General features: G+C 72.0%; 15 protein-coding genes. 6 read left to right on the top strand and 9 right to left on the bottom strand.

Annotated features, from left to right (window positions below; all coding sequences use genetic code 11):
- Positions 1 to 310: 310 nt before the first annotated feature.
- From ACIBEI_RS14840 to ACIBEI_RS14820, 5 genes are all read right to left on the bottom strand, one after another.
- A complete protein-coding gene (locus tag ACIBEI_RS14840) occupies positions 311 to 985 on the bottom strand; it encodes a class F sortase (RefSeq protein ID WP_398888660.1) in 675 nt (224 codons plus the stop codon).
- 6 nt (positions 986 to 991) lie between these two features.
- Positions 992 to 1,636: a hypothetical protein gene (locus ACIBEI_RS14835; RefSeq protein ID WP_398888658.1), complete on the bottom strand. Its 645-nt coding sequence runs from the start codon at positions 1,634 to 1,636 to the stop codon at positions 992 to 994.
- Positions 1,637 to 1,765: 129 nt separating this feature from the next.
- Complete coding sequence (locus tag ACIBEI_RS14830) at positions 1,766 to 2,545, bottom strand: HAD-IIA family hydrolase (RefSeq protein ID WP_398888656.1); 780 nt, start codon at positions 2,543 to 2,545, stop codon at positions 1,766 to 1,768.
- A gap of 178 nt (positions 2,546 to 2,723) precedes the next feature.
- On the bottom strand, positions 2,724 to 3,515 hold the full coding sequence (locus tag ACIBEI_RS14825) for a hypothetical protein (RefSeq protein ID WP_398888654.1): 792 nt from the start codon (positions 3,513 to 3,515) through the stop codon (positions 2,724 to 2,726).
- Positions 3,516 to 3,937: 422 nt separating this feature from the next.
- Positions 3,938 to 5,083 (bottom strand): ROK family transcriptional regulator, encoded by a 1,146-nt coding sequence (locus tag ACIBEI_RS14820; protein ID WP_398888652.1) that lies wholly within the window; start codon positions 5,081 to 5,083, stop codon positions 3,938 to 3,940.
- A 116-nt stretch (positions 5,084 to 5,199) separates the two neighbouring features.
- On the opposite strand from ACIBEI_RS14820, the gene ACIBEI_RS14815 reads away from it, so the two are divergent.
- Both ACIBEI_RS14815 and ACIBEI_RS14810 read left to right on the top strand, forming a co-directional pair.
- Positions 5,200 to 6,321 (top strand): Gfo/Idh/MocA family oxidoreductase, encoded by a 1,122-nt coding sequence (locus ACIBEI_RS14815; RefSeq protein ID WP_398888650.1) that lies wholly within the window; start codon positions 5,200 to 5,202, stop codon positions 6,319 to 6,321.
- A complete protein-coding gene (locus ACIBEI_RS14810; protein ID WP_398888648.1) occupies positions 6,318 to 6,821 on the top strand; it encodes a heme-degrading domain-containing protein in 504 nt (167 codons plus the stop codon). Before ACIBEI_RS14815 ends, ACIBEI_RS14810 begins: the two co-directional genes overlap by 4 nt.
- 228 nt (positions 6,822 to 7,049) lie before the next feature.
- On the opposite strand, the gene ACIBEI_RS14805 is transcribed toward ACIBEI_RS14810, so the two are convergent.
- The 3 genes from ACIBEI_RS14805 to ACIBEI_RS14795 all read right to left on the bottom strand — a co-directional run bounded on the left by ACIBEI_RS14805 (position 7,050) and on the right by ACIBEI_RS14795 (position 9,347).
- Entirely contained in the window at positions 7,050 to 7,907 is an 858-nt protein-coding gene (locus ACIBEI_RS14805; protein ID WP_398888646.1) for a fumarylacetoacetate hydrolase family protein, read from the bottom strand.
- Positions 7,908 to 8,071: 164 nt separating this feature from the next.
- Positions 8,072 to 8,836 carry a YidC/Oxa1 family membrane protein insertase gene (locus tag ACIBEI_RS14800; RefSeq protein ID WP_398889010.1) on the bottom strand — a complete coding sequence of 255 codons (765 nt, stop codon included), beginning with the start codon at positions 8,834 to 8,836 and terminating at the stop codon, positions 8,072 to 8,074.
- Positions 8,837 to 9,032: 196 nt separating this feature from the next.
- A complete protein-coding gene (locus tag ACIBEI_RS14795; RefSeq protein ID WP_398888644.1) occupies positions 9,033 to 9,347 on the bottom strand; it encodes a DUF6412 domain-containing protein in 315 nt (104 codons plus the stop codon).
- 256 nt (positions 9,348 to 9,603) lie between these two features.
- Here ACIBEI_RS14795 and ACIBEI_RS14790 point away from each other — a divergent pair, with 256 nt between their 5' ends.
- The 3 genes from ACIBEI_RS14790 to ACIBEI_RS14780 are packed head-to-tail and all read left to right on the top strand — an operon-like array spanning position 9,604 to position 15,094.
- Positions 9,604 to 10,443, top strand: a complete 840-nt coding sequence (locus tag ACIBEI_RS14790; RefSeq protein ID WP_398888642.1) for a hypothetical protein — start codon at positions 9,604 to 9,606, stop codon at positions 10,441 to 10,443.
- Positions 10,440 to 12,668: a bifunctional serine/threonine-protein kinase/ABC transporter substrate-binding protein gene (locus tag ACIBEI_RS14785; RefSeq protein ID WP_398888640.1), complete on the top strand. Its 2,229-nt coding sequence runs from the start codon at positions 10,440 to 10,442 to the stop codon at positions 12,666 to 12,668. The genes ACIBEI_RS14790 and ACIBEI_RS14785 overlap by 4 nt, the downstream gene beginning before the upstream one ends.
- A gap of 35 nt (positions 12,669 to 12,703) precedes the next feature.
- On the top strand, positions 12,704 to 15,094 hold the full coding sequence (locus tag ACIBEI_RS14780; protein ID WP_398889008.1) for a bifunctional serine/threonine-protein kinase/ABC transporter substrate-binding protein: 2,391 nt from the start codon (positions 12,704 to 12,706) through the stop codon (positions 15,092 to 15,094).
- Positions 15,095 to 15,232: 138 nt separating this feature from the next.
- On the opposite strand, the gene ACIBEI_RS14775 is transcribed toward ACIBEI_RS14780, so the two are convergent.
- Positions 15,233 to 16,087: a class E sortase gene (locus tag ACIBEI_RS14775; RefSeq protein ID WP_398888638.1), complete on the bottom strand. Its 855-nt coding sequence runs from the start codon at positions 16,085 to 16,087 to the stop codon at positions 15,233 to 15,235.
- 222 nt (positions 16,088 to 16,309) lie between these two features.
- On the opposite strand from ACIBEI_RS14775, the gene ACIBEI_RS14770 reads away from it, so the two are divergent.
- Complete coding sequence (locus tag ACIBEI_RS14770; protein WP_398888637.1) at positions 16,310 to 17,326, top strand: SEC-C domain-containing protein; 1,017 nt, start codon at positions 16,310 to 16,312, stop codon at positions 17,324 to 17,326.
- The last annotated feature ends 74 nt before the right edge of the window (positions 17,327 to 17,400 follow it).

The raw sequence follows: 17,400 nt of genomic DNA, 5'->3' as shown, positions 1-17,400 counted from the left end.
CCCCGGCCCCCGGCCCCCGGCTGTCGGACCAATCCCGATGCGCGTGGATGACGCGCGGACGGGCCCCTCAACCTCCCGTGCCGGCCGCCGGGTTACTCCCGCAGCCCGGGCGCCCACGGTCGAGGACCAGCCCGGTCGACGGCTCCGGGGGGAGCGGGTCGTCGACCGGGCCAGGTGCGGTACGGGGGGGTCGGTACGCGGCGTCGGTACGCGGCGTCGGTACGCGGCGTCGGTACGCGGCGTCGGTACGCGGCGTCGGTACGCGGCGTCGGTTCTCGGGATCGGGCGAGGCTTCCTGGGGGTGGGGGGCTCACAGACCCGTGCCGCTGAGGTACGCGGAGACGACCACGTTCGCCGTGTAGGCGCGGCTGGACCGGTCGAAGGTGCCGCCGCAGGTGATCAGGCGCAGTTCGGCGCGGCCGGTCTGCCGTGTCCCGTACACCTTCTCGGCGTCGAAGCGGTCCCGGGTGAAGACCTGGACGTCCTCGACGGTGAACTCGGCGACCCTGCCGTCGTCGCGGATCACCCGGACCGTCTCGCCCGGCCGCACCTCGCTGAGGTGGTAGAAGACCGCCGGCCGGGTCTCGGTGTCCACGTGCCCGACGAGCAGTGCGGTCCCGGCCGCCCCGGGCCGCGCCCCACCCCCGTACCAGCCGACGGTCCCCGCCTGTCCGTACGGCGGCGGATCGATCGCCCCGCGCGGATCGAGGCCGCGGGTCACCACGGGCGCCTGCACGCCCAGCGCGGGGATGTCCACGCGCTGGGGCCGCGCGTCCCCCAACGGCTCGGCCGCGGGCGGCAGTTCGACACCGAGGGGGCGTCCGACCGCCGCCACGTCACCCGTGGTCGGCGCGGATATGCCCTGGCGCACGTCGGTCACCTCGCGGCCCCACAGCCACAGCCCGAGGAGCAGCAGCGCCCAGGCCACGCCCATGAGCAGCCGGCCGCCGCCGGAGCTGTGTTCCCGGTCCTCCCGGTCGGACATGGCCGGTCAGTCCGTACCGCGGGTACTCCCGCGACTCCGACGGGAACTGCGGACCGCCACGGCGACGGCGGCGACACCGGCCAGGACCAGCCCGACCACCGCGTGCCGGGTGCCGGGCCCCTCCGAGCGGGCGTCGACGACGGCGAGCCGCGCGGTACCGCCGCCGCCCGCGTGGACGGGCGCCACGGGGGAGGCGGGCGCGACGGGCGAAGCCGCCGAGTCCCCGGGCTGCTTCTCCTTCCGCCCCTGCTGTTCCTCCTGTTCCTGCTGTTCCTTCTTCTGCTGCTGTTCCTTCTTCTCCTGCTTGTCCCGCTGCTTCTTGTCGACGACGGTGAAGGCGCCCTTGACCTTGTCCTCGAAGCCGTCGCAGGTGACCTTGACGTCGTACGTGCCGGGGTCGAGCGTCGAGCGGACGCGGGTCTCGCCGGTGAGGACTCCGGGCGTCCCGGTGAGCTGCGCGTCGGCGACGAACGCCTCGGACGCGGCGGTGCCGGACATCCCGGAGCAGCCCTTGACCCGCAGCTGGATGTCGCTGCCGGGAGCGGGGGACCCCGGCGTCACGGAGACGCCCCCGTCGGCCGCGTACGCGGTGGGGGCGAGCGCGGCGGCGGCCGCCACCCCGGCACAGAGAGTCAGTCGCAGTGAACCCATCGTGAACCTCCAGATATCTGGAGCGTCCTACTCGGGGCACGGGGGCGCATCCGGGGAGGTGATCCACTGCTCCGTACGGGTGGCGCGCCCAGGCGGGTGGCGCTCCCGAACGGGTGGCTCACGGGTGGCTCAGACGCGGTCGACGAGGTCCGCGATGGAGTCGACGACCGTGGACGGGCGGTAGGGGTACTTCTCGATCTCCGCGGACGTGGTGAGACCGGTGAGGACGAGGAAGGTCTCCATGCCCGCCTCCAGGCCGGCCAGGACGTCCGTGTCCATGCGGTCGCCGATCATCGCGCTGGTCTCGGAGTGCGCCCCGATGGTGTTGAGACCGGTGCGCATCATCAGCGGGTTCGGCTTGCCGGCGAAGTACGGCTGCTTGCCGGTCGCCTTGGTGATCAGCGCGGCCACGGCGCCGGTGGCGGGCAGGGCGCCCTCGGCGGACGGGCCGGTCTCGTCGGGGTTCGTGGCGATGAAACGGGCGCCGTCGTTGATCAGCCGCACGGCCTTGGTCATGGCCTCGAAGGAGTACGTACGGGTCTCGCCGAGGACCACGTAGTCGGGGTCGTGGTCGGTCAGCACGTACCCGATGTCGTGCAGCGCGGTGGTCAGGCCGGCCTCACCGATGACGTACGCGGAACCGTCGGGGCGCTGGTCGTCCAGGAACTGGGCGGTGGCCAGGGCGGACGTCCAGATGTTCTCGACGGGTACGTCCAGGCCCATCCGCCGCAGACGGGCGTGCAGGTCACGGGCCGTGTAGATGGAGTTGTTGGTGAGCACGAGGAAGGGCTTCCCGGACTCCCTGAGCTTCTTTATGAAGGCGTCGGCGCCGGGGATCGGCACGCCCTCGTGGATGAGCACCCCGTCCATGTCGGTGAGCCACGATTCGATGGGCTTGCGCTCTGCCATGTGCCGTCTCCTGCCGTACGCGTGCTGCGTGAGCCGTGCGGGTCTGCCGCGGGTGTGGGGACGCCGTCACAGCTGTGTGCCGACGCCTCCAGACTAGCCATCCGCCCGATCTTGGTGGAGGGGGCGGCCGGCAGCCCGGGCAGAGAATCCCGCGGCTCCCGCGGTGCCCTCAGCGCCCTCAGCGCCTGCGGCGGGCCACGAGCAGCGCGCCCAGTCCCGCGCCGAGGAGCAGCAGCGCGCCGGCCGTCGCGGCGAGGACCCCCCGGGCCGAGTGCAGCCCCGTCCGGGCCAGCTCCTCCGCGAACGGAATCCCGTCCGGTACGCGCCCGGAGGCGTCGGCGCTGTCCCGCCCGCCGGTGCTGCCCGCACCGTCCTTGCCGCCGACCTCCCCCTTCCCGCCCTCGTCACTGTCTCCCTCGCCCTCGCCCTCGCCCTCGCCCTCGCCGAGGATGCGGAAGCGGTAGTCGTTCGACTGCCCGACCCAGTCGCCGTCGTCGTCCCCCTGCCGCTGCACGACGGCCGCGTGCGCGACGACGTCGTTGGCCACGGCATCCGACGTGACCGCGAGCCGCACCTTGACGGAGATGGTGGCGCCGGGCGCCACGGTGAACCCGGGGAAGGGAGCTTCTTCGACTACGGCCCCGTCGGCTTCGGATCCATCGCCTGCGGATAGGTCACCTGCGGATCCATCGGCTGCGGATAGGTCGCCTCGGCTAGTGGGGACGCCGAGAACCCCGATGTTCTCGTCCTGCTCGGTCCGCTCGAAGTCGACGGGGCGGGGCCGCTCCCCGTCGTAGAACTCGAGCCGCGGCTGCTCCGGCCGCAACGCCCGCTTCCCGTCCACGAGGACGACGACCGGGTGGATGTTCCCGCAGGTCGCGTCGGTGGTGTTGGTCAGATCGATGTACCAGGTCCGGAACCCGCCCCCGGCGTCGTACTCGGCGGGCCCGCCATGGATCCGCGTCCGCACGGGAAACTCCCCGTTCCCCGGCTCGGCACAGGTGGGCCGACCCGGCCGTTGATCCACCCCCACCGCGGCATCGGCGGGCACAGGGGCGAGGGCGGCTGCAGCACTGACGGCGAGACAAACGGGCTTGCTCAGTCGCATGGACACGGGACCCTGCCACGACACCCCCTCCGACCGACCTCGGCACGCTGACACGGGGTCCGTTCGGGGGCGAGGGTTGCGCCCGATCGGTCCAGCACCGGGCGAGGCCGAGCCGCACGACTGGGCCAGGCCCACCCCACCCAGGGGCGCGGGGAACGGCGCAGTCCTTTGTCTTCCAGGGGCGCGGGGAACTGCGCAATCTTTTCGCTTTTAGGGGCGCGGGGAACTGCGCGACCAGCCACAACGAACCCGCACCCGACACCGAACCCGCGGAAGCACCCCACTCATCCTTCCGCCCGCCCAAACAACGGCACCAACAACAACTGAGCCGCCCCCTCAGCCACCCCCCGCACCCCGCCGGAGGCAACCCGCACGGGCACAGGCGCCCCCACCCCCTCCCGCCGAGCCCGAGCATCAAGAACCGCCCCAACCCCCCGCACGAACCGCGCGGACTCCGCGGCAACCGTGCGCCCGCCCAGCAGCACAAGGTCGATGTCCAGAAGCCCCACCAGGTTCGCGGCCCCTTCCCCAAGAACACGCGCCGCCTCGTCCACGTCCCCCCGGGCCACCGCCGCGAGGCACAACGCCTCGACGCACCCCCGGTTGCCGCAGGAACAGGGCGGCCCGTCCAGCTGGATGACCTGGTGCCCGAACTCACCCGCCCCGGTCCGGGACCCGCGATGCACGGCCCCACCGAGGACGAGCCCGGCCCCCAGCCCCGTACCGAGATGGAGATACGCGAAGGCCCCGGCCTCACCCCCGACCGCCAGCCCGAGCGCAGCGGCATTCGTGTCCTTGTCCAGCACGACCGGCACCCCGAGCCGCCGAGCCAGCGCGTCACGCAACGGAAAGCCGTCCCACTCGGGAAACCCGGTCACCCGGTGCAGCACGCCATGTATGTGATCGAGGGGCCCAGGCATGGCAACACCAACCCCGAGAACGGTGGACGCGGCAACGGCACGACCCTCCGCACCCGTCCCCAGCCCCGCCACCACCTCCCCGAACTCGGCCACGACCACATCGAACACGGCGTCCGCCCCGGCCCCCAGATCCAGCGGAGCGCACCGCTCCCCCACGACCGCCCCGGTGAGATCGACGAGCACGACCCGCAGCTCGTCCCGGTCGAGATGCAGCCCCACCGCGTGCCCGGCCTGCGGCACCAGCCGCAGCACCGTGCGCGGCTTACCGCCCGTGGAGGCCTGGCGCCCGGCCTCGGTCACCAGCCCGTCCTCCCGCAGACGGGCGGTGATCTTGCTGACGGCCTGAGGCGTCAGCCCCGTACGCTCCGCGAGTTCGAGGCGGCTCATCCCCGTACGCCCGGCCCGTCGCAGCAGATCGAGCAGCAGGGCGGCGTTGTGACTGCGCAGTGCGAGCAGGTTCACCCCGCCGCCCACCCGGGCCGCTCCGGAACCAGCCCCGATCCCAGCCACTCAGATCCTCCCTGTACCACGTGCGCCTGCACTACGTGCGCCTGTATCGCGTGCGTCCACACCCCCATTGTCCCCCGCGCTTGCACTTTGGCAACAGCGTTGCTTAAGTGGAGGGCATGACTGGTACAGGCTCTGGCACCTCCCTCGGCGAAGGCCCCGTCCGCGAGGGCCCCTTCCGCGTAGGCCTCGTCGGCTACGGCCTCGCGGGCTCCGTCTTCCACGCCCCGCTGATCGCCGCCACCGAGGGCCTGACCCTCGACACGGTCGTCACGTCGAACGTGGACCGGCAGCAGCAGGCGAGGGACGAGTTCCCGGACGTACGGATCGCGACGACCCCCGACGAACTGTGGCCGCGCGCCGACGAGTTGGACCTGATCGTCATCGCGTCCCCGAACAAGACGCATGTCCCGATCGCCACGGCCGCCCTCAAGGCCGGCCTGCCGGTCGTCGTCGACAAGCCGATCGCGGGCACGGCGGCGGAGGCCCGCGAGCTCGCCGCCCTCGCCGAGGAGCGCGGGCTGCTGCTCTCCGTCTTCCAGAACCGCCGCTGGGACAACGACTTCCTCACCCTCCAGAAGCTGATCTCCGAGGGCGACCTCGGTGACGTCTACCGCTTCGAGTCCCGTTTCGAGCGCTGGCGCCCCCAGCTCAAGGGTGGCTGGCGCGAGTCCGGCGACCCCGCAGAGGTCGGAGGTCTGCTGTACGACCTCGGCAGCCATGTGGTCGACCAGGCGCTGGTCCTCTTCGGCCCCGCGGCCACGGTGTACGCGGAGTCGGACGTACGCCGCGCGGGTGCGGAGGCCGACGACGACACGTTCTTCGCGATCACGCACACGAACGGCGTCCGCTCCCACCTCTACGTCTCCGCGACGACCGCCCAACTCGGCCCGCGTTTCCGCACGCTGGGCTCGAAGGCCGGCTACGTGAAGCACGGCCTCGACCCCCAGGAGGCCGCCCTGCGCGACGGCGAGCGTCCGGTCGCGGGCCGGGAGAAGGAGTGGGGCGTCGAGCCCGAGGAGCTGTGGGGCCGCGTCGGCTCCGGCGAATCCCCGGTGACCGGCGGCGGAACACCGGTCCCGACCCTGCCCGGCGCGTACCCCGCGTACTACGCGGCCGTCGCCGCCGCCCTGAGCGGCACCGGCGAGAACCCGGTCACCGCCCTGGAGGCCGCCGCCGCCCTGGACGTCCTGGAAGCCGCGCGCCGCTCGGCCCGCGAGAACGTGACGGTGACCCTGTGACCACCCCGAACACGGAGAACGCCGCGCCGACCGTCGCCGCACCGACCATCGCCGAACTGGAGGAGCAGGAGCGCCGCCTGACGCTCCCTCACTTCACGTACGACGACGCATGGGCCCTCGGCACGCTCCTGGTCGAACTGGCCCGGGAGCGTGGCGCCCCCGTCGCGATCGACATCCGCCGGGCAGGCCAGCAGCTCTTCCACGCCGCCCTCCCCGGCTCCACCCCGGACAACGACGCCTGGATCGACCGCAAGCGCCGGGTCGTCGAGCGCTACGCCGCCTCGTCCCTCCTCATCGGCACCCGCTTCCGAGCCAAGAACACGACGTTCGAGGACTCCTCCCGCCTGGACCCCGACACATACGCGGCCCACGGCGGAGCCTTCCCGATCACAGTGAAGGGCGCCGGCGTAATCGGCACGGTGGTGGTCTCGGGCCTCCCCCAACTGGAGGACCACGCAATGGTGGTAGAGGCGCTGGAACGCTTCGCGGAAATTTCTTAGGGACGCGTTTTCAGGGGCGCGGGGAACTGCGCAATCTTTTCGCTTTTAGGGGCGCGGGGAACTGCGCAATCTTTTCGCTTTTAGGGGCGCGGGGAACTGCGCAATCTTTTGCCTTTCAGGGGCGCGGGGAACGGCGCAATCTTTTAGGGGCGCGGGGAACTGCGCGACCAGCCACAACAGCCCCGCACCCAACAACGCACCCCCGTTCCCCGCGCCCCCAGCGGAGCGCTACGCCGGCTTGAATTCCTGCCGCTGCCGCCCAAGCCCCTCGATCTCCAACTCCACAACATCCCCCGCCCGCAAGAACGGCTTGGGCTCAGGCATCCCCAGAGCGACCCCCGCCGGCGTCCCGGTATTGATGACATCCCCGGGATAGAGAGTCATGAACTGACTCACATACCGCACGACTTCGGCAACGGGGAAGATCTGGTCGGACGTACTCCCGTCCTGTCGCAGCTCCCCGTTGACCCACAACTTCAGCCCCAACCCCTGCGGATCGGGAACCTCGTCCGCCGTCACGAGCCACGGCCCGAGCGGATTGAACGTCTCGCAGTTCTTCCCCTTGTCCCAGGTCCCGCCCCGCTCGATCTGGAACTCCCGCTCGGACACGTCGTGCGCCACCGCGTACCCGGCGACATGCGCGAGCGCCTCCTCGTGCGAGCCGAGATACCGGGCCGTACGCCCGATGACGACGGCCAGCTCGACCTCCCAGTCGGTCTTCACCGAGCCACGCGGCACGAGCACGGTGTCGTACGGCCCGACAACCGTGTCCGCCGCCTTGAAGAAGATCACCGGCTCGGCGGGCGGCTCGGCACCGGTCTCCTTGGCGTGGTCGTGGTAGTTGAGGCCGATGCAGACGACCTTGCCGATCCGGGCGACCGGCGGGCCGACCCGCAGCCCGTCCGCGTCGAGCACGGGCAGCTCCCCGGCCCCGGCGGCGGTACGGATCCGGCCGAGCGCCGCGTCGTCGGCGAGCAGCGCCCCGTCGATGTCCGGCACGACGCCCGACAGGTCCCGCAGGACTCCCTCGGCATCGAGGAGCGCGGGCCGCTCGGCCCCTGTCGTACCGACTCGCAGCAGCTTCATGATCACAATCTCCCTTGATCGCGGGCGGCCCGTCCGACGGGTGCAGCCATCGGAGGACTGGTCGATCGTCCAAGGTCGGCGTCCAGTCCGCAAGACCCGGTTCACGGACTGGACCGTAACCACCTCGCCCGGACCGGCACCCGAGGCCATGCACTCCTGCCGCGTCAGCCGAGTACGGCGGCGGCCGGCGCGGCCCCCGGCATGTCCCGGTACAGCACGGCCCGCTCGATCGCGCTCCACGTCGTACTGGTCACCACGTACAGCGCGGCGGCCAGCGGCACCACCGCCACGGTGAACAGTGTGAGGAAGGACATCAGCGGCATGACCTTGGTGATCGCGCCGAGCCCGGGCACCTGCTGCTCGCCCCGGTCACCGCCGGCTGCGGCCACCGGAGCGCTGGCCGCCATCATCCGCTTCGTACGCCGGTAGTTGAAGGTGGCGACGGCCGCGACGATCACGAACAGGGCCAGGTACACCAGCCCGGCGCCCCCGAGGACCCCGCCGTCGCCGAGGGCGTCCGCCCACCGGCCGCCGAGCGGTGCGGCGAAGAGCTGGTGGGCGAGCAGGGAGTTGGCCTCGCCGCCGATCCGCGAGTTGGAGAACAGGTGGTAGAGGAGGAAGAAGGCCGGCAGCTGGAAGAGGCTGGGCAGGCAGCCGGAGAGCGGTGACACCTTCTCCTTGGCGTGCAGCTCCAGCACCGCCTTCTGGAGCTTCTCGGGGTTCTTGCCGTGCTTCTTGCGCAGCGCGGCGATCTGCGGCTGCAGGGCGGCCCGCGCCCGCTGCCCGCGCGCCGAGGCCCGGGACAGGGGATGCACGAGGAGTCGTACGAGCGCGGTGAACAGGACGATCGCGGCGGCCGCCGCCGAGGCCTGGAAGAGCGGTTCGAGCAGCTCGGCGAGCCCCTCGACGAGGCTCGCGAACGCGGACATGAAGGAAGAGAAGAGGGAAGAGAAGCCGGACATGGATGAGCCCTCCGTGGGTCTCGTCGTGCCGAGGAGATGAGACGTGACGTACGTCGGCATGACGACCCGCGTGGGGGTCTGCTGAGGTTCCCTGGAAATCTCCTGCGGACGCTCTGAGAGCGTTCCGAAGCCCCGAGGTCCCGAGGTCCCGAGGAGTGATCCCCTACGCGGTCGTCAGGAGGGAACAGCCGGGTGCTCGGGGACGCCTGCGCCCCCGGGCGTCGGGGTCGCGCTGCGGCAGGAACGCCGTGCGCTTCTCACGGTCGCGGATGGCCGTACGGACCCGTGTACGGGGTACGGCGGGCGCGAGCCGTGAGGCGATGAGGGAGCAGGCGGCGAGCGCGGACCCGGCCGCGGCGGTCGCCGCGAACGTGACGGCGACGGCTCCGGCGAGGCTGCCCGTGTCGAGGAGCGCCACCTGCAGAAGGAGGACGAACAGCAGGACGGCGGGCTTCAGCTGCGCCCAGGTCCGTGTCATCGGCTGCCCTCCTGTCCTCTGGTCCTGCTCGTCCTGCTGGTTCTTCCGGTTCTTCTGGCTCTGTGGCCTCCTGCCGTTATACAGGATCGCCTCCAGAAGCCAATGCCACAGGTGAACGGCTAGGAACCAGGAACCAGGAACGAACCAGGAACAGGGAACAACGGACTCCGGCAATGCCGTAGTACCCCAGGGGCATAGTCGCTACGCTCCCAGCGGGGGGTAACGCGCATACAGGCGTGGGGAGTTGGGGGAGTCGATGGTGTACCGAAGACGTGCGCGGCTGTGCGCCGGCGTCCTGGCCACCGGGCTGTTACTGGCGGGCTGTTCAGGGGACGGTGACGACAAGAGCGCCGAGCCCACCGGCTCCGGACCCAGTGGTTCCCGGCCCGCCACCGCGAGCGGCGACACCCGCTCCAGCCCCACCCCGAGTCCCGCCTCCAGCCCCACAGGCCTGGGCTTCACCCCCGATCCCGGCCGTGCGCCGAAGACCGCCGCGCAGGCCGAACGTCTGGCCCGCACCATCGCGGCGGCACCCGCCGACTGGGGCCCCGGCTTCGTCAGACGCAGCCCGTACGAGAGCGCCCCCGGTTCCTGGCCCGTCCTCGGCACGAACTGCGTCTGGCAGCTCGGGTCGCTGCCCGAGTCTGTGTTCGCCAGCCTCACCCGCCACAGCGAGCTGCCTGCCGAGGACGGCAAGGGCCCGATCCGCGTCTCCGCGATCGTCACCGTGCACCGAACCACGACGGACGCCGACTGGGAGATGGCCGGGATGCTCGAAGAGGCGATGCGCTGCCCCGATCAGCAGCTCCGCCAGGGCGAGCGGATCAGCGACCTGACGTCCCTGGGGTCGGCCTACGGCCTGGGCAACAACTTCACTACCGAGGACTCACTCGCGGAGACCGGCAAGTACTACAGCGAGGAGCTCGGCGGCCCGCTCTACTACTACTGGAACCAGGGCCGAGTGTCCCAGGTCACCGTGGCCGTCGTCGGCCGGGGTGCCGAAGGGCGGTCCGAGGCTGAGGTCGGTGTCGCCATGCGACAGGGATTCGTCCAGATGCTGACCCGCGCCGAGACCGCACTGGAGGTGCCGGAATGAGCGAGCGTCTGCTCCCCACCGACCCCGCCTCGATCGGTGGACACCGGCTGCTGGCCCGCCTCGGCGCGGGCGGCATGGGCGTGGTCTACCTCGGCCGGACGGAGGCCGGGTCCCTGGCCGCCGTCAAGGTCATCCAGGCCGAGTACGCGGACGAGCCCGACTTCCGCGCCCGGTTCCGCCGCGAGGTGGAGACGGCCCGCCGGGTGACCAGCCCCTGGGCGGTACCGGTCACCGGCGCCGACCCGGACGCGGACAAGCCCTGGCTGGCCACCGCTTTCGTACCCGGCCCCTCACTGGAGGAAGCGGTCTCGCACCACGGCCCGCTGCCCGCCCGCAGTGTGCGCGTCCTGGCCAGGATGCTCGCCGCCGCACTGCGCGAGGTGCACGCCGCCGGGCTGATCCACCGCGACGTCAAGCCGGCCAACGTCCTGCTCGCCATGGACGGGCCCCGGCTGATCGACTTCGGGATCGCGCGGGCGACCGACGAGACCGCGATCACCTCCACCGATCTGATCGTCGGCACTCCCGGCTTCCTCTCCCCCGAACAGGCCGAGGCGCGCGGAGCGGAGGTGGGCCCGGCGAGCGACATCTTCTCGCTGGGCTGTCTGCTGGCGTACGCGGCGACCGGCCGCCCGCCGTTCGGCACCGGCACGGTCGACGCCCTGCTCTACCGCACGGTCCACGACGAGCCCGACCTGTCCGGCATCGAGGCCGCGGAGGGCGCGGAGAACGGAGGGAACGGAGGGAACGCGGAGAACGGGGAGAATGCCGCGGGCGCGGGAGGCGTCGGGTTGCCGACGCTGCTGCGCCTGTGCCTGGCGAAGGACCCGGCGGACCGTCCGACGGCCGAGCAGTTCGACTCGGTCCTGCTGATCGAGGACGCCGTCCCCGAGGGCGGGCACATCGACTGGCTGCCAGAGGACGTCGTACGGATCATCGCCGACCGTTCGTCCGAGATGCTGGCACTTCCCGACATCGAGCCGACCGTCGGCGACTCCGGCAACGCCCCGAAGGACACGCAGCCGGCGTCGACCGGGCGCCGGCGACTGCTCCTCGCCTCCGGCGCGGCGGTCCTCCTGGCCGCGGGCGGGGCCGCTGCCTGGGCCGGGCTGCGCGACGACGACAAGGGCGGATCGGCGCCGCGGGCCCGCCGCTGGGCGATCGGCGTGCAGGCGGATCTGAGCGGGCCCCGGCGGGCCGCGGGCGAGGCGCAGGAGCGGGGCGCGCGGCTGGCGGTCGAGCAGTTCAACGCCCGTAGGGACAAACCCTTCGAGCTCACGCTGAAGACCGTCGACGACGGCGGCGCCGCGGGGCGGGCACCCGCCGCGGCCAAGAAGCTGATCCAGGACGCCGACGTACTCGCCGTGCTCGGCCCCACCAGCGACGAAGCGGCCAACGCGGTCCTCGGCACGTACGACGAGGCCCTGCTGCCGCTGCTGTCGGTGTCGGCCGGAGGACTGCTGCTGACCACGCAGGAGTACCGGTCCTTCGTGCACTGCCGCCCCAGCGACGCGGCCCTCAACCTCCCCATCAGCGTCTACCTGATGAAGCAGAAGGTGACAGGGCGCCCCGGCCTGCTCCAGGACCGCACCGCGCAGACGTACGCCCAGGAGGCCGCCGGGATCAACAACACCATGCTGCGCAAGTTTGGACTACAGGCCTATCCCCGGGTGATCCCGGCGGGCACCGAGGACATGGAACCCGTGGTCGCCGACATGCTGCGGGCCCGGATCGACTCCTTCATCTACACCGGCTACGCACGGGGCGCTGCCCTGGTGGCCCGCGAACTGGCGGCGGCCGGCTTCGACCGGCCGCGGCTCGCCTCGCAGGCCGTGATCGACCCGGAGTTCCTGGAGCTGGCCGGGGACGCGGCCGAGGGATGGCTGATGACCGCGTCCTTCATCGACCCCGCGGCCGTGCCGGCCGCGGCGACCTTCACCGCCGCCTTCCGCAAGCGCTTCGGCGCCACGCCCGGCTACTACGCCGCCGAGGCGTACGACACCGTCAACCTCGTCGTCCAGGAGCTGGTGAAGGCGACGAAGGGCGGGCGGCCACCGCAACGGCAGAAGCTGGTGGGCCTGCTGCGCAAGGGCCGCTACAAGGGCGTCACCAAGCAGTTCTCCTTCCGGCCGGACGACGGCCAGTTCGACGGCTGGGGCATCTCTCTGCACCAGGTCGAGGGCGGCCGGTTCCGTTTCCTCGGTGATGCCCCCTCCGAGGTGTAGCCGTGAGCGGGTCGCCGGCCGAGGGGCCCGCGGGAGTGCGCCCGCTCAGGCCGGGAGACCCGCCCTTCGTCAGCGGCTACCGGCTGCTCGGCCGGCTCGGCGCGGGCGGCATGGGCGTGGTCTACCTGGCCCGTTCGACGGGCGGGGCGCTGGTCGCGCTGAAGGTGATCCGCGCCGAATACGCGGCCGACCACGACTTCCGGACCCGCTTCCGGCGCGAGGCGGAGGCGGCGAGCGGCCTCACCGGACAGTGGCTGGTACCGGTCACCGCGGCGGAACCGGCGGCCCGCGAGCCCTGGCTGGCGACCGCCTTCGTACCGGGCCCGTCGCTGGCGGAGGCCGTCACGCTGCACGGGCCGCTGCCGGAGCGTACGGTCCGCGCGCTGGGCGCCCGGCTGGCCGAGGCGCTCACCGAGGTGCACGCCGCGGGCCTGGTGCACCGGGACGTCAAGCCGGGCAACATCCTGCTCGCCCTGGACGGCCCCCGGCTGATCGACTTCGGCATCGCGCGTTCCACCGGTGCCACCGCGCTGACCGCGAGCGACGTGGTGATCGGCTCGCCCGGCTATCTCTCGCCCGAGCAGGCGCGGGCACGGGGCGATGACGTCGGCCCGCCGAGCGACGTCTTCTCCCTGGGCTGCGTCCTGGCGTACGCGGCGACCGGCCGCCGCCCGTTCGGCACCGGTACGGCGGCAGCCGTCATCTTCCGTACGGTCCACGAGGAACCGGACCTGGACGCCGTGCCGTGGACCCTGGCCCCGCTGCTGACCGACTGCCTCGCCAAGGACCCGGCCGCCAGGCCCACCGCACAGGAGGTGCGCAACGCCCTGGCCGGTGAGAGCGACCGGGAGGGCGAAAGCGCGGGGGAACGGGCGGACGACTGGAAGGCCGGACGGACGCGCGATGAGGAAGGCAGGCAGGCGCGTGGTGGAGGGGCGGGTGAAGGGGCGGGTGAAGGGGCGGGTGCGCAGGCCGGTGAGGGGGCCGGTGCGCGGGCCGCTGAAGGGGCGGGTGCACGGGCCGGTGAAGGGGCGAGTGAGGGGGCCGGTGCGGGGGCGGACGACTGGCTGCCGCCCTCGCTGCCCCGGCTGATCGCGGAACGCTCGTCCGCGGTCCTGGCTCTGCCCGACCCCGACCCCGACCCCGCCCCCGGCCCGACCACACTCGTGCAGCCGCTGGAGGGACCCGCCGTATCCCGGCGCCGCCTGCTGACGCTGGGCTCGGCGGCCGCGGTGGTCCTGACCGGCGGTGGCCTGGCGGCGTGGGCGGCCACCAGGCCCAGGGCCGACGGCGACGGCGAGGGCGCGACCCGCTCCGAACCCCTGCCCCGGTACGTCATCGGTCTGCAGGCGGACCTCTCGGGCCCGGACAAGGCGATCGGCCTGGCACAGGAGCGAGGCGCGAGGCTGGCCGTGGCGGACTTCAACTCCCGCTCCCGCGACGGCCGCACGTTCGACCTGGCCCTGAAGGTCCTCGACGACGCCGGGGAGGCGAAGCGGGCCGCCGAGGTGGCCAAGAAGTTCGTAGCGGACCAGGACGTGTACGTCGTCCTCGGCCCGACCGGCAGCGTCTCCGCCGAGGCCGTCGTCAACCGCTACGAGAAGGCCCTGCTGCCCATCGTGACCGTCTCCTCCGGCGCCGATCTGTACGACCGGTCCACCATCCAGTCCACCACCCGCGCGTACTTCCAGCTCAGACCCGACGAGAACGCCCTGTCGACGCCCTTCATCCACTACCTCTCCCACGCCGAGAAGAGCCGCAGGACCGCCCTCATAGACGACAGGGCGGCCGGCCGCACCAGCTGGCAGATCGTCGAGGACGTGGCCGCGTACCCGCCCTCCAAGGGCACGACCACGACCCATGCCGTCCCCGCCGACAGCGAGGACTTCGACACGGTCGCCGCCGCCGTGCTCGCCGCCGACGCCGAGGCCGTCGTGTACGGCGGCTCCTCACCGCACCGGGCCGCCCGGTGCGCCCGCGCCCTGGAACAGGCCGGATTCGGCGGTACGCGGATGGCGCCGGAGCCGGTCCTGGAGGCCGCGTTCCTCACGGAGGCGGGCGCGGCGGCCGAGGGCTGGGTGATCACCACGAGCTATGCCGACCCGGCCGAGCTGCCGGCCGCGGCACGCTTCGTGGCGGCGTACAAGAAGCGCTACGGGGTACGCACCGTCGAACGCTTCGCGGTGGAGGCGTACGACGCGCTGCTCTTCGTCGCCCGGGGCCTGCGCGAGCTGGGCAGCGTCGAGCCCGAGCGGGGCGCCATGGTCCGCCGACTCCGCCAGACCACCCACAAGGGGCTCGCCAAGACCATCGAGTTCGATCCGGTGACCAAGCAGTTCCGCTGGACCAACGGCCTCTTCCTCCACCGGATACGGAACGGCAGGCCGGACTTCCTGGGCCGCTACGACCAGGTGAAGGAGAAGTGATCCGGCGGGGGCCCGGGCTGCTCGGCGGGGCTGCTTGGACGGGCTGCTTGGCGGGGTGGTCCAGCAGGCTGACTCGGCAGGCTGTCTCAGCGGGGTGGCTCGGCAGGCCGGCTCAGCGGACCGGCTCAACGGACCGGCTCAGCGGGGCCGCATGGAACCGAGCTTCCCCCAGACCACCAGGCGGTACTTGGACGTGTACTCCGGAGTGCACGTGGTGAGCGTGAGGTAGTAACCGGGGTCGGAGTACCCGTACGAGGGCCTGACCGTGCTGCGCGGGATCTCCCGGATCACTCCCCCGTCCCGCGCCGAGGTCTGCGACAGCGTCCTGTCGACGACGTACGTATAGACGGCGGTCCTGGTCTCCACCTCGATCCGGTCCCCCCGCCGAAGCCGGTTGATGTACCGGAACGGCTCGCCGTGGGTATTCCGATGCCCGGCCAGCGCGAAGTTCCCGTCCCGCCCGGGCCGCGCGGTCCCCGGATAGTGGCCGACGTACCCCTTGTTGAGCACGTTCGCCTTACTGATCCCTTCCGCGACCGGAACGCGGAGGTCGAGGCGGGGGATGGTGAGGATGGCGTAGGCCTGGGTCCAGCCGGGGCGGGAGCGGGGCTTGCTGGCGGAGGCGGAATCGGGCGCGGAACGGGAGCCGACGCCAGAACGGTCACCGTCGCTGCCACTGCCACTGCCACTGTCGCTGTCGCTGTCGCTGTCGCTGTCGCTATCGCTATCGCTGTCGTCGGGGGAGGCGGAGCCACGGCCCGAGACGGATTCGCCGCCCCCGGCACTCCCCTCTCCCTCCCACTCCCGCTGCAGGGCCTGGACCTTCCTCTCGGCGCCCTCCCGGGCCTGCCGATTGGTCCACCACAACTGGTGGACGACGAGGAGCATGAGGACGACACCGAGGGTTACGAGGATCTCGGCGCCGTTCCAGAGGAGGCGGGCGTAGCGGGCACGCCGCCGCCGGGCCTGCTGATGGACGACGGGGACTCGCATGCGGGTATGCCTCCGTCCGAGCGGGGGCTTCGGCTGGCTGACTGGCTGGTGGCCGGGGCCGCACGATAAGGGCTGAGGCCCCAACTCACCATCCCCATGAACGAGCCGCCCCCTCCCCACCGCTCACGACCACCCACGACTCCTCACGCCCCCACCGCCGATCTCACCCCTGGCCTGCCCATACCTCTCCTCCGCCGGGCGGTCGGCAGTACGGTGTCCACCATGCGCCCCGACACGTCTGCCGAGTACGTCGACCACAACGCCGAAGCAGCACGCCTGGAGCGGACCGCCGGCCTCTACCCCGAGGACGCCGAGCACCTGCTGCTGCAGGCTGCGGCCCACCTCGAACTGGCCGACGACCGCCCGCGAGCCACGTCCTTCTACGACCGCCTGCTCTCCACCCCGTCCACCCTGGAGAACCCGTTCCTGGTACGGGCCCTCAAGGCGGCCAACCTCTGGGAGTACGGCCACGAGGCCGAGGCGAAGGCGATCATCGAGGGCGTCCGCGCGGCGTCACCCCGCGACCCGGCCCCCTGGGTGATCGTGGCCGAGTCCCTGGAGTCCCACGACGAGCTCGAAGCGGCACAGCAGACGTTCACGGAGGCGGCGACCCACCTCCTGACTGACGTCCCCGAACCCCCGTACGCGACCCACCCGGTCCTCTTCGGCCGCCACCGCGTACGCCGCATGCTGGGCCTCCCCCACGACAACTGGGACGCCCTCGCGGACACCCTCCACTCCTCCCCGGTCTCCCTGGACGAACTCCACGACCCGAAGCGCGTCTGGTCCCTGGGCTCGGACAACCCGGCGGAACTGGAGGCCGAAATCTCCCGCCTCCGAGCCGAACTGGGCACATACCGGGAGGCGTTGTCCCGCCCGTTCCCGGTGGCGGTACTGCACTGGCCGGCCTCGGAGCTTTCAGAACTGCTGACGGCGTACCCGTCCTTGGTAGAGGAGTACCCGTCGCATGAGGAGCACCTGGCGACGATAGAGGGGTCGCTGCGGGAGCTTGCGGCTTCGGGCACACCGAACCTGGGGATCGTGACGGGCACGGTTCCGTCTTACGAGGCCTTCGCGGCCTCGGAGGGGGCTTCGCCCGGGGATGCATCGCTGCTGCCGCAGTACGCGACGACGCTGGCGGCGCGGGGGCGGGCTGAGGCTTGGCCGCCGGAGCGGGGGGCGGCTTGTTGGTGTGGGTCGGGGCGGGGGTATGGGGAGTGCCATGGCAGCGACGAGTGATGTGGCTTCCTCGATTGCGTAGCACGCTCAAAGACGATCACCTTTGGGTGTAACACCCTCGATTGTCAGCGGCT

Origin of the sequence: Streptomyces sp. NPDC050988 (assembly GCF_044456225.1) — a bacterium.
Classification (GTDB): Bacteria; Actinomycetota; Actinomycetes; order Streptomycetales; family Streptomycetaceae; genus Streptomyces.
The sequence above is the reverse complement of the archived record's forward strand: the minus strand, read 5'-3'. Positions and strand labels throughout refer to the sequence as shown.

Bases quoted from the DNA above. Each gene is read 5' to 3' on its own strand.
- ACIBEI_RS14840 (WP_398888660.1), bottom strand. From the start codon at position 985: ATGTCCGACCGGGAGGACCGGGAACACAGCTCCGGCGGCGGCCGGCTG.
- ACIBEI_RS14835 (WP_398888658.1), bottom strand. From the start codon at position 1,636: ATGGGTTCACTGCGACTGACTCTCTGTGCCGGGGTGGCGGCCGCCGCC.
- ACIBEI_RS14830 (WP_398888656.1), bottom strand. From the start codon at position 2,545: ATGGCAGAGCGCAAGCCCATCGAATCGTGGCTCACCGACATGGACGGG.
- ACIBEI_RS14815 (WP_398888650.1), top strand. From the start codon at position 5,200: ATGACTGGTACAGGCTCTGGCACCTCCCTCGGCGAAGGCCCCGTCCGC.
- ACIBEI_RS14805 (WP_398888646.1), bottom strand. From the start codon at position 7,907: ATGAAGCTGCTGCGAGTCGGTACGACAGGGGCCGAGCGGCCCGCGCTC.
- ACIBEI_RS14800 (WP_398889010.1), bottom strand. From the start codon at position 8,836: ATGTCCGCGTTCGCGAGCCTCGTCGAGGGGCTCGCCGAGCTGCTCGAA.
- ACIBEI_RS14795 (WP_398888644.1), bottom strand. From the start codon at position 9,347: ATGACACGGACCTGGGCGCAGCTGAAGCCCGCCGTCCTGCTGTTCGTC.
- ACIBEI_RS14790 (WP_398888642.1), top strand. From the start codon at position 9,604: ATGGTGTACCGAAGACGTGCGCGGCTGTGCGCCGGCGTCCTGGCCACC.
- ACIBEI_RS14785 (WP_398888640.1), top strand. From the start codon at position 10,440: ATGAGCGAGCGTCTGCTCCCCACCGACCCCGCCTCGATCGGTGGACAC.
- ACIBEI_RS14775 (WP_398888638.1), bottom strand. From the start codon at position 16,087: ATGCGAGTCCCCGTCGTCCATCAGCAGGCCCGGCGGCGGCGTGCCCGC.
- ACIBEI_RS14770 (WP_398888637.1), top strand. From the start codon at position 16,310: ATGCGCCCCGACACGTCTGCCGAGTACGTCGACCACAACGCCGAAGCA.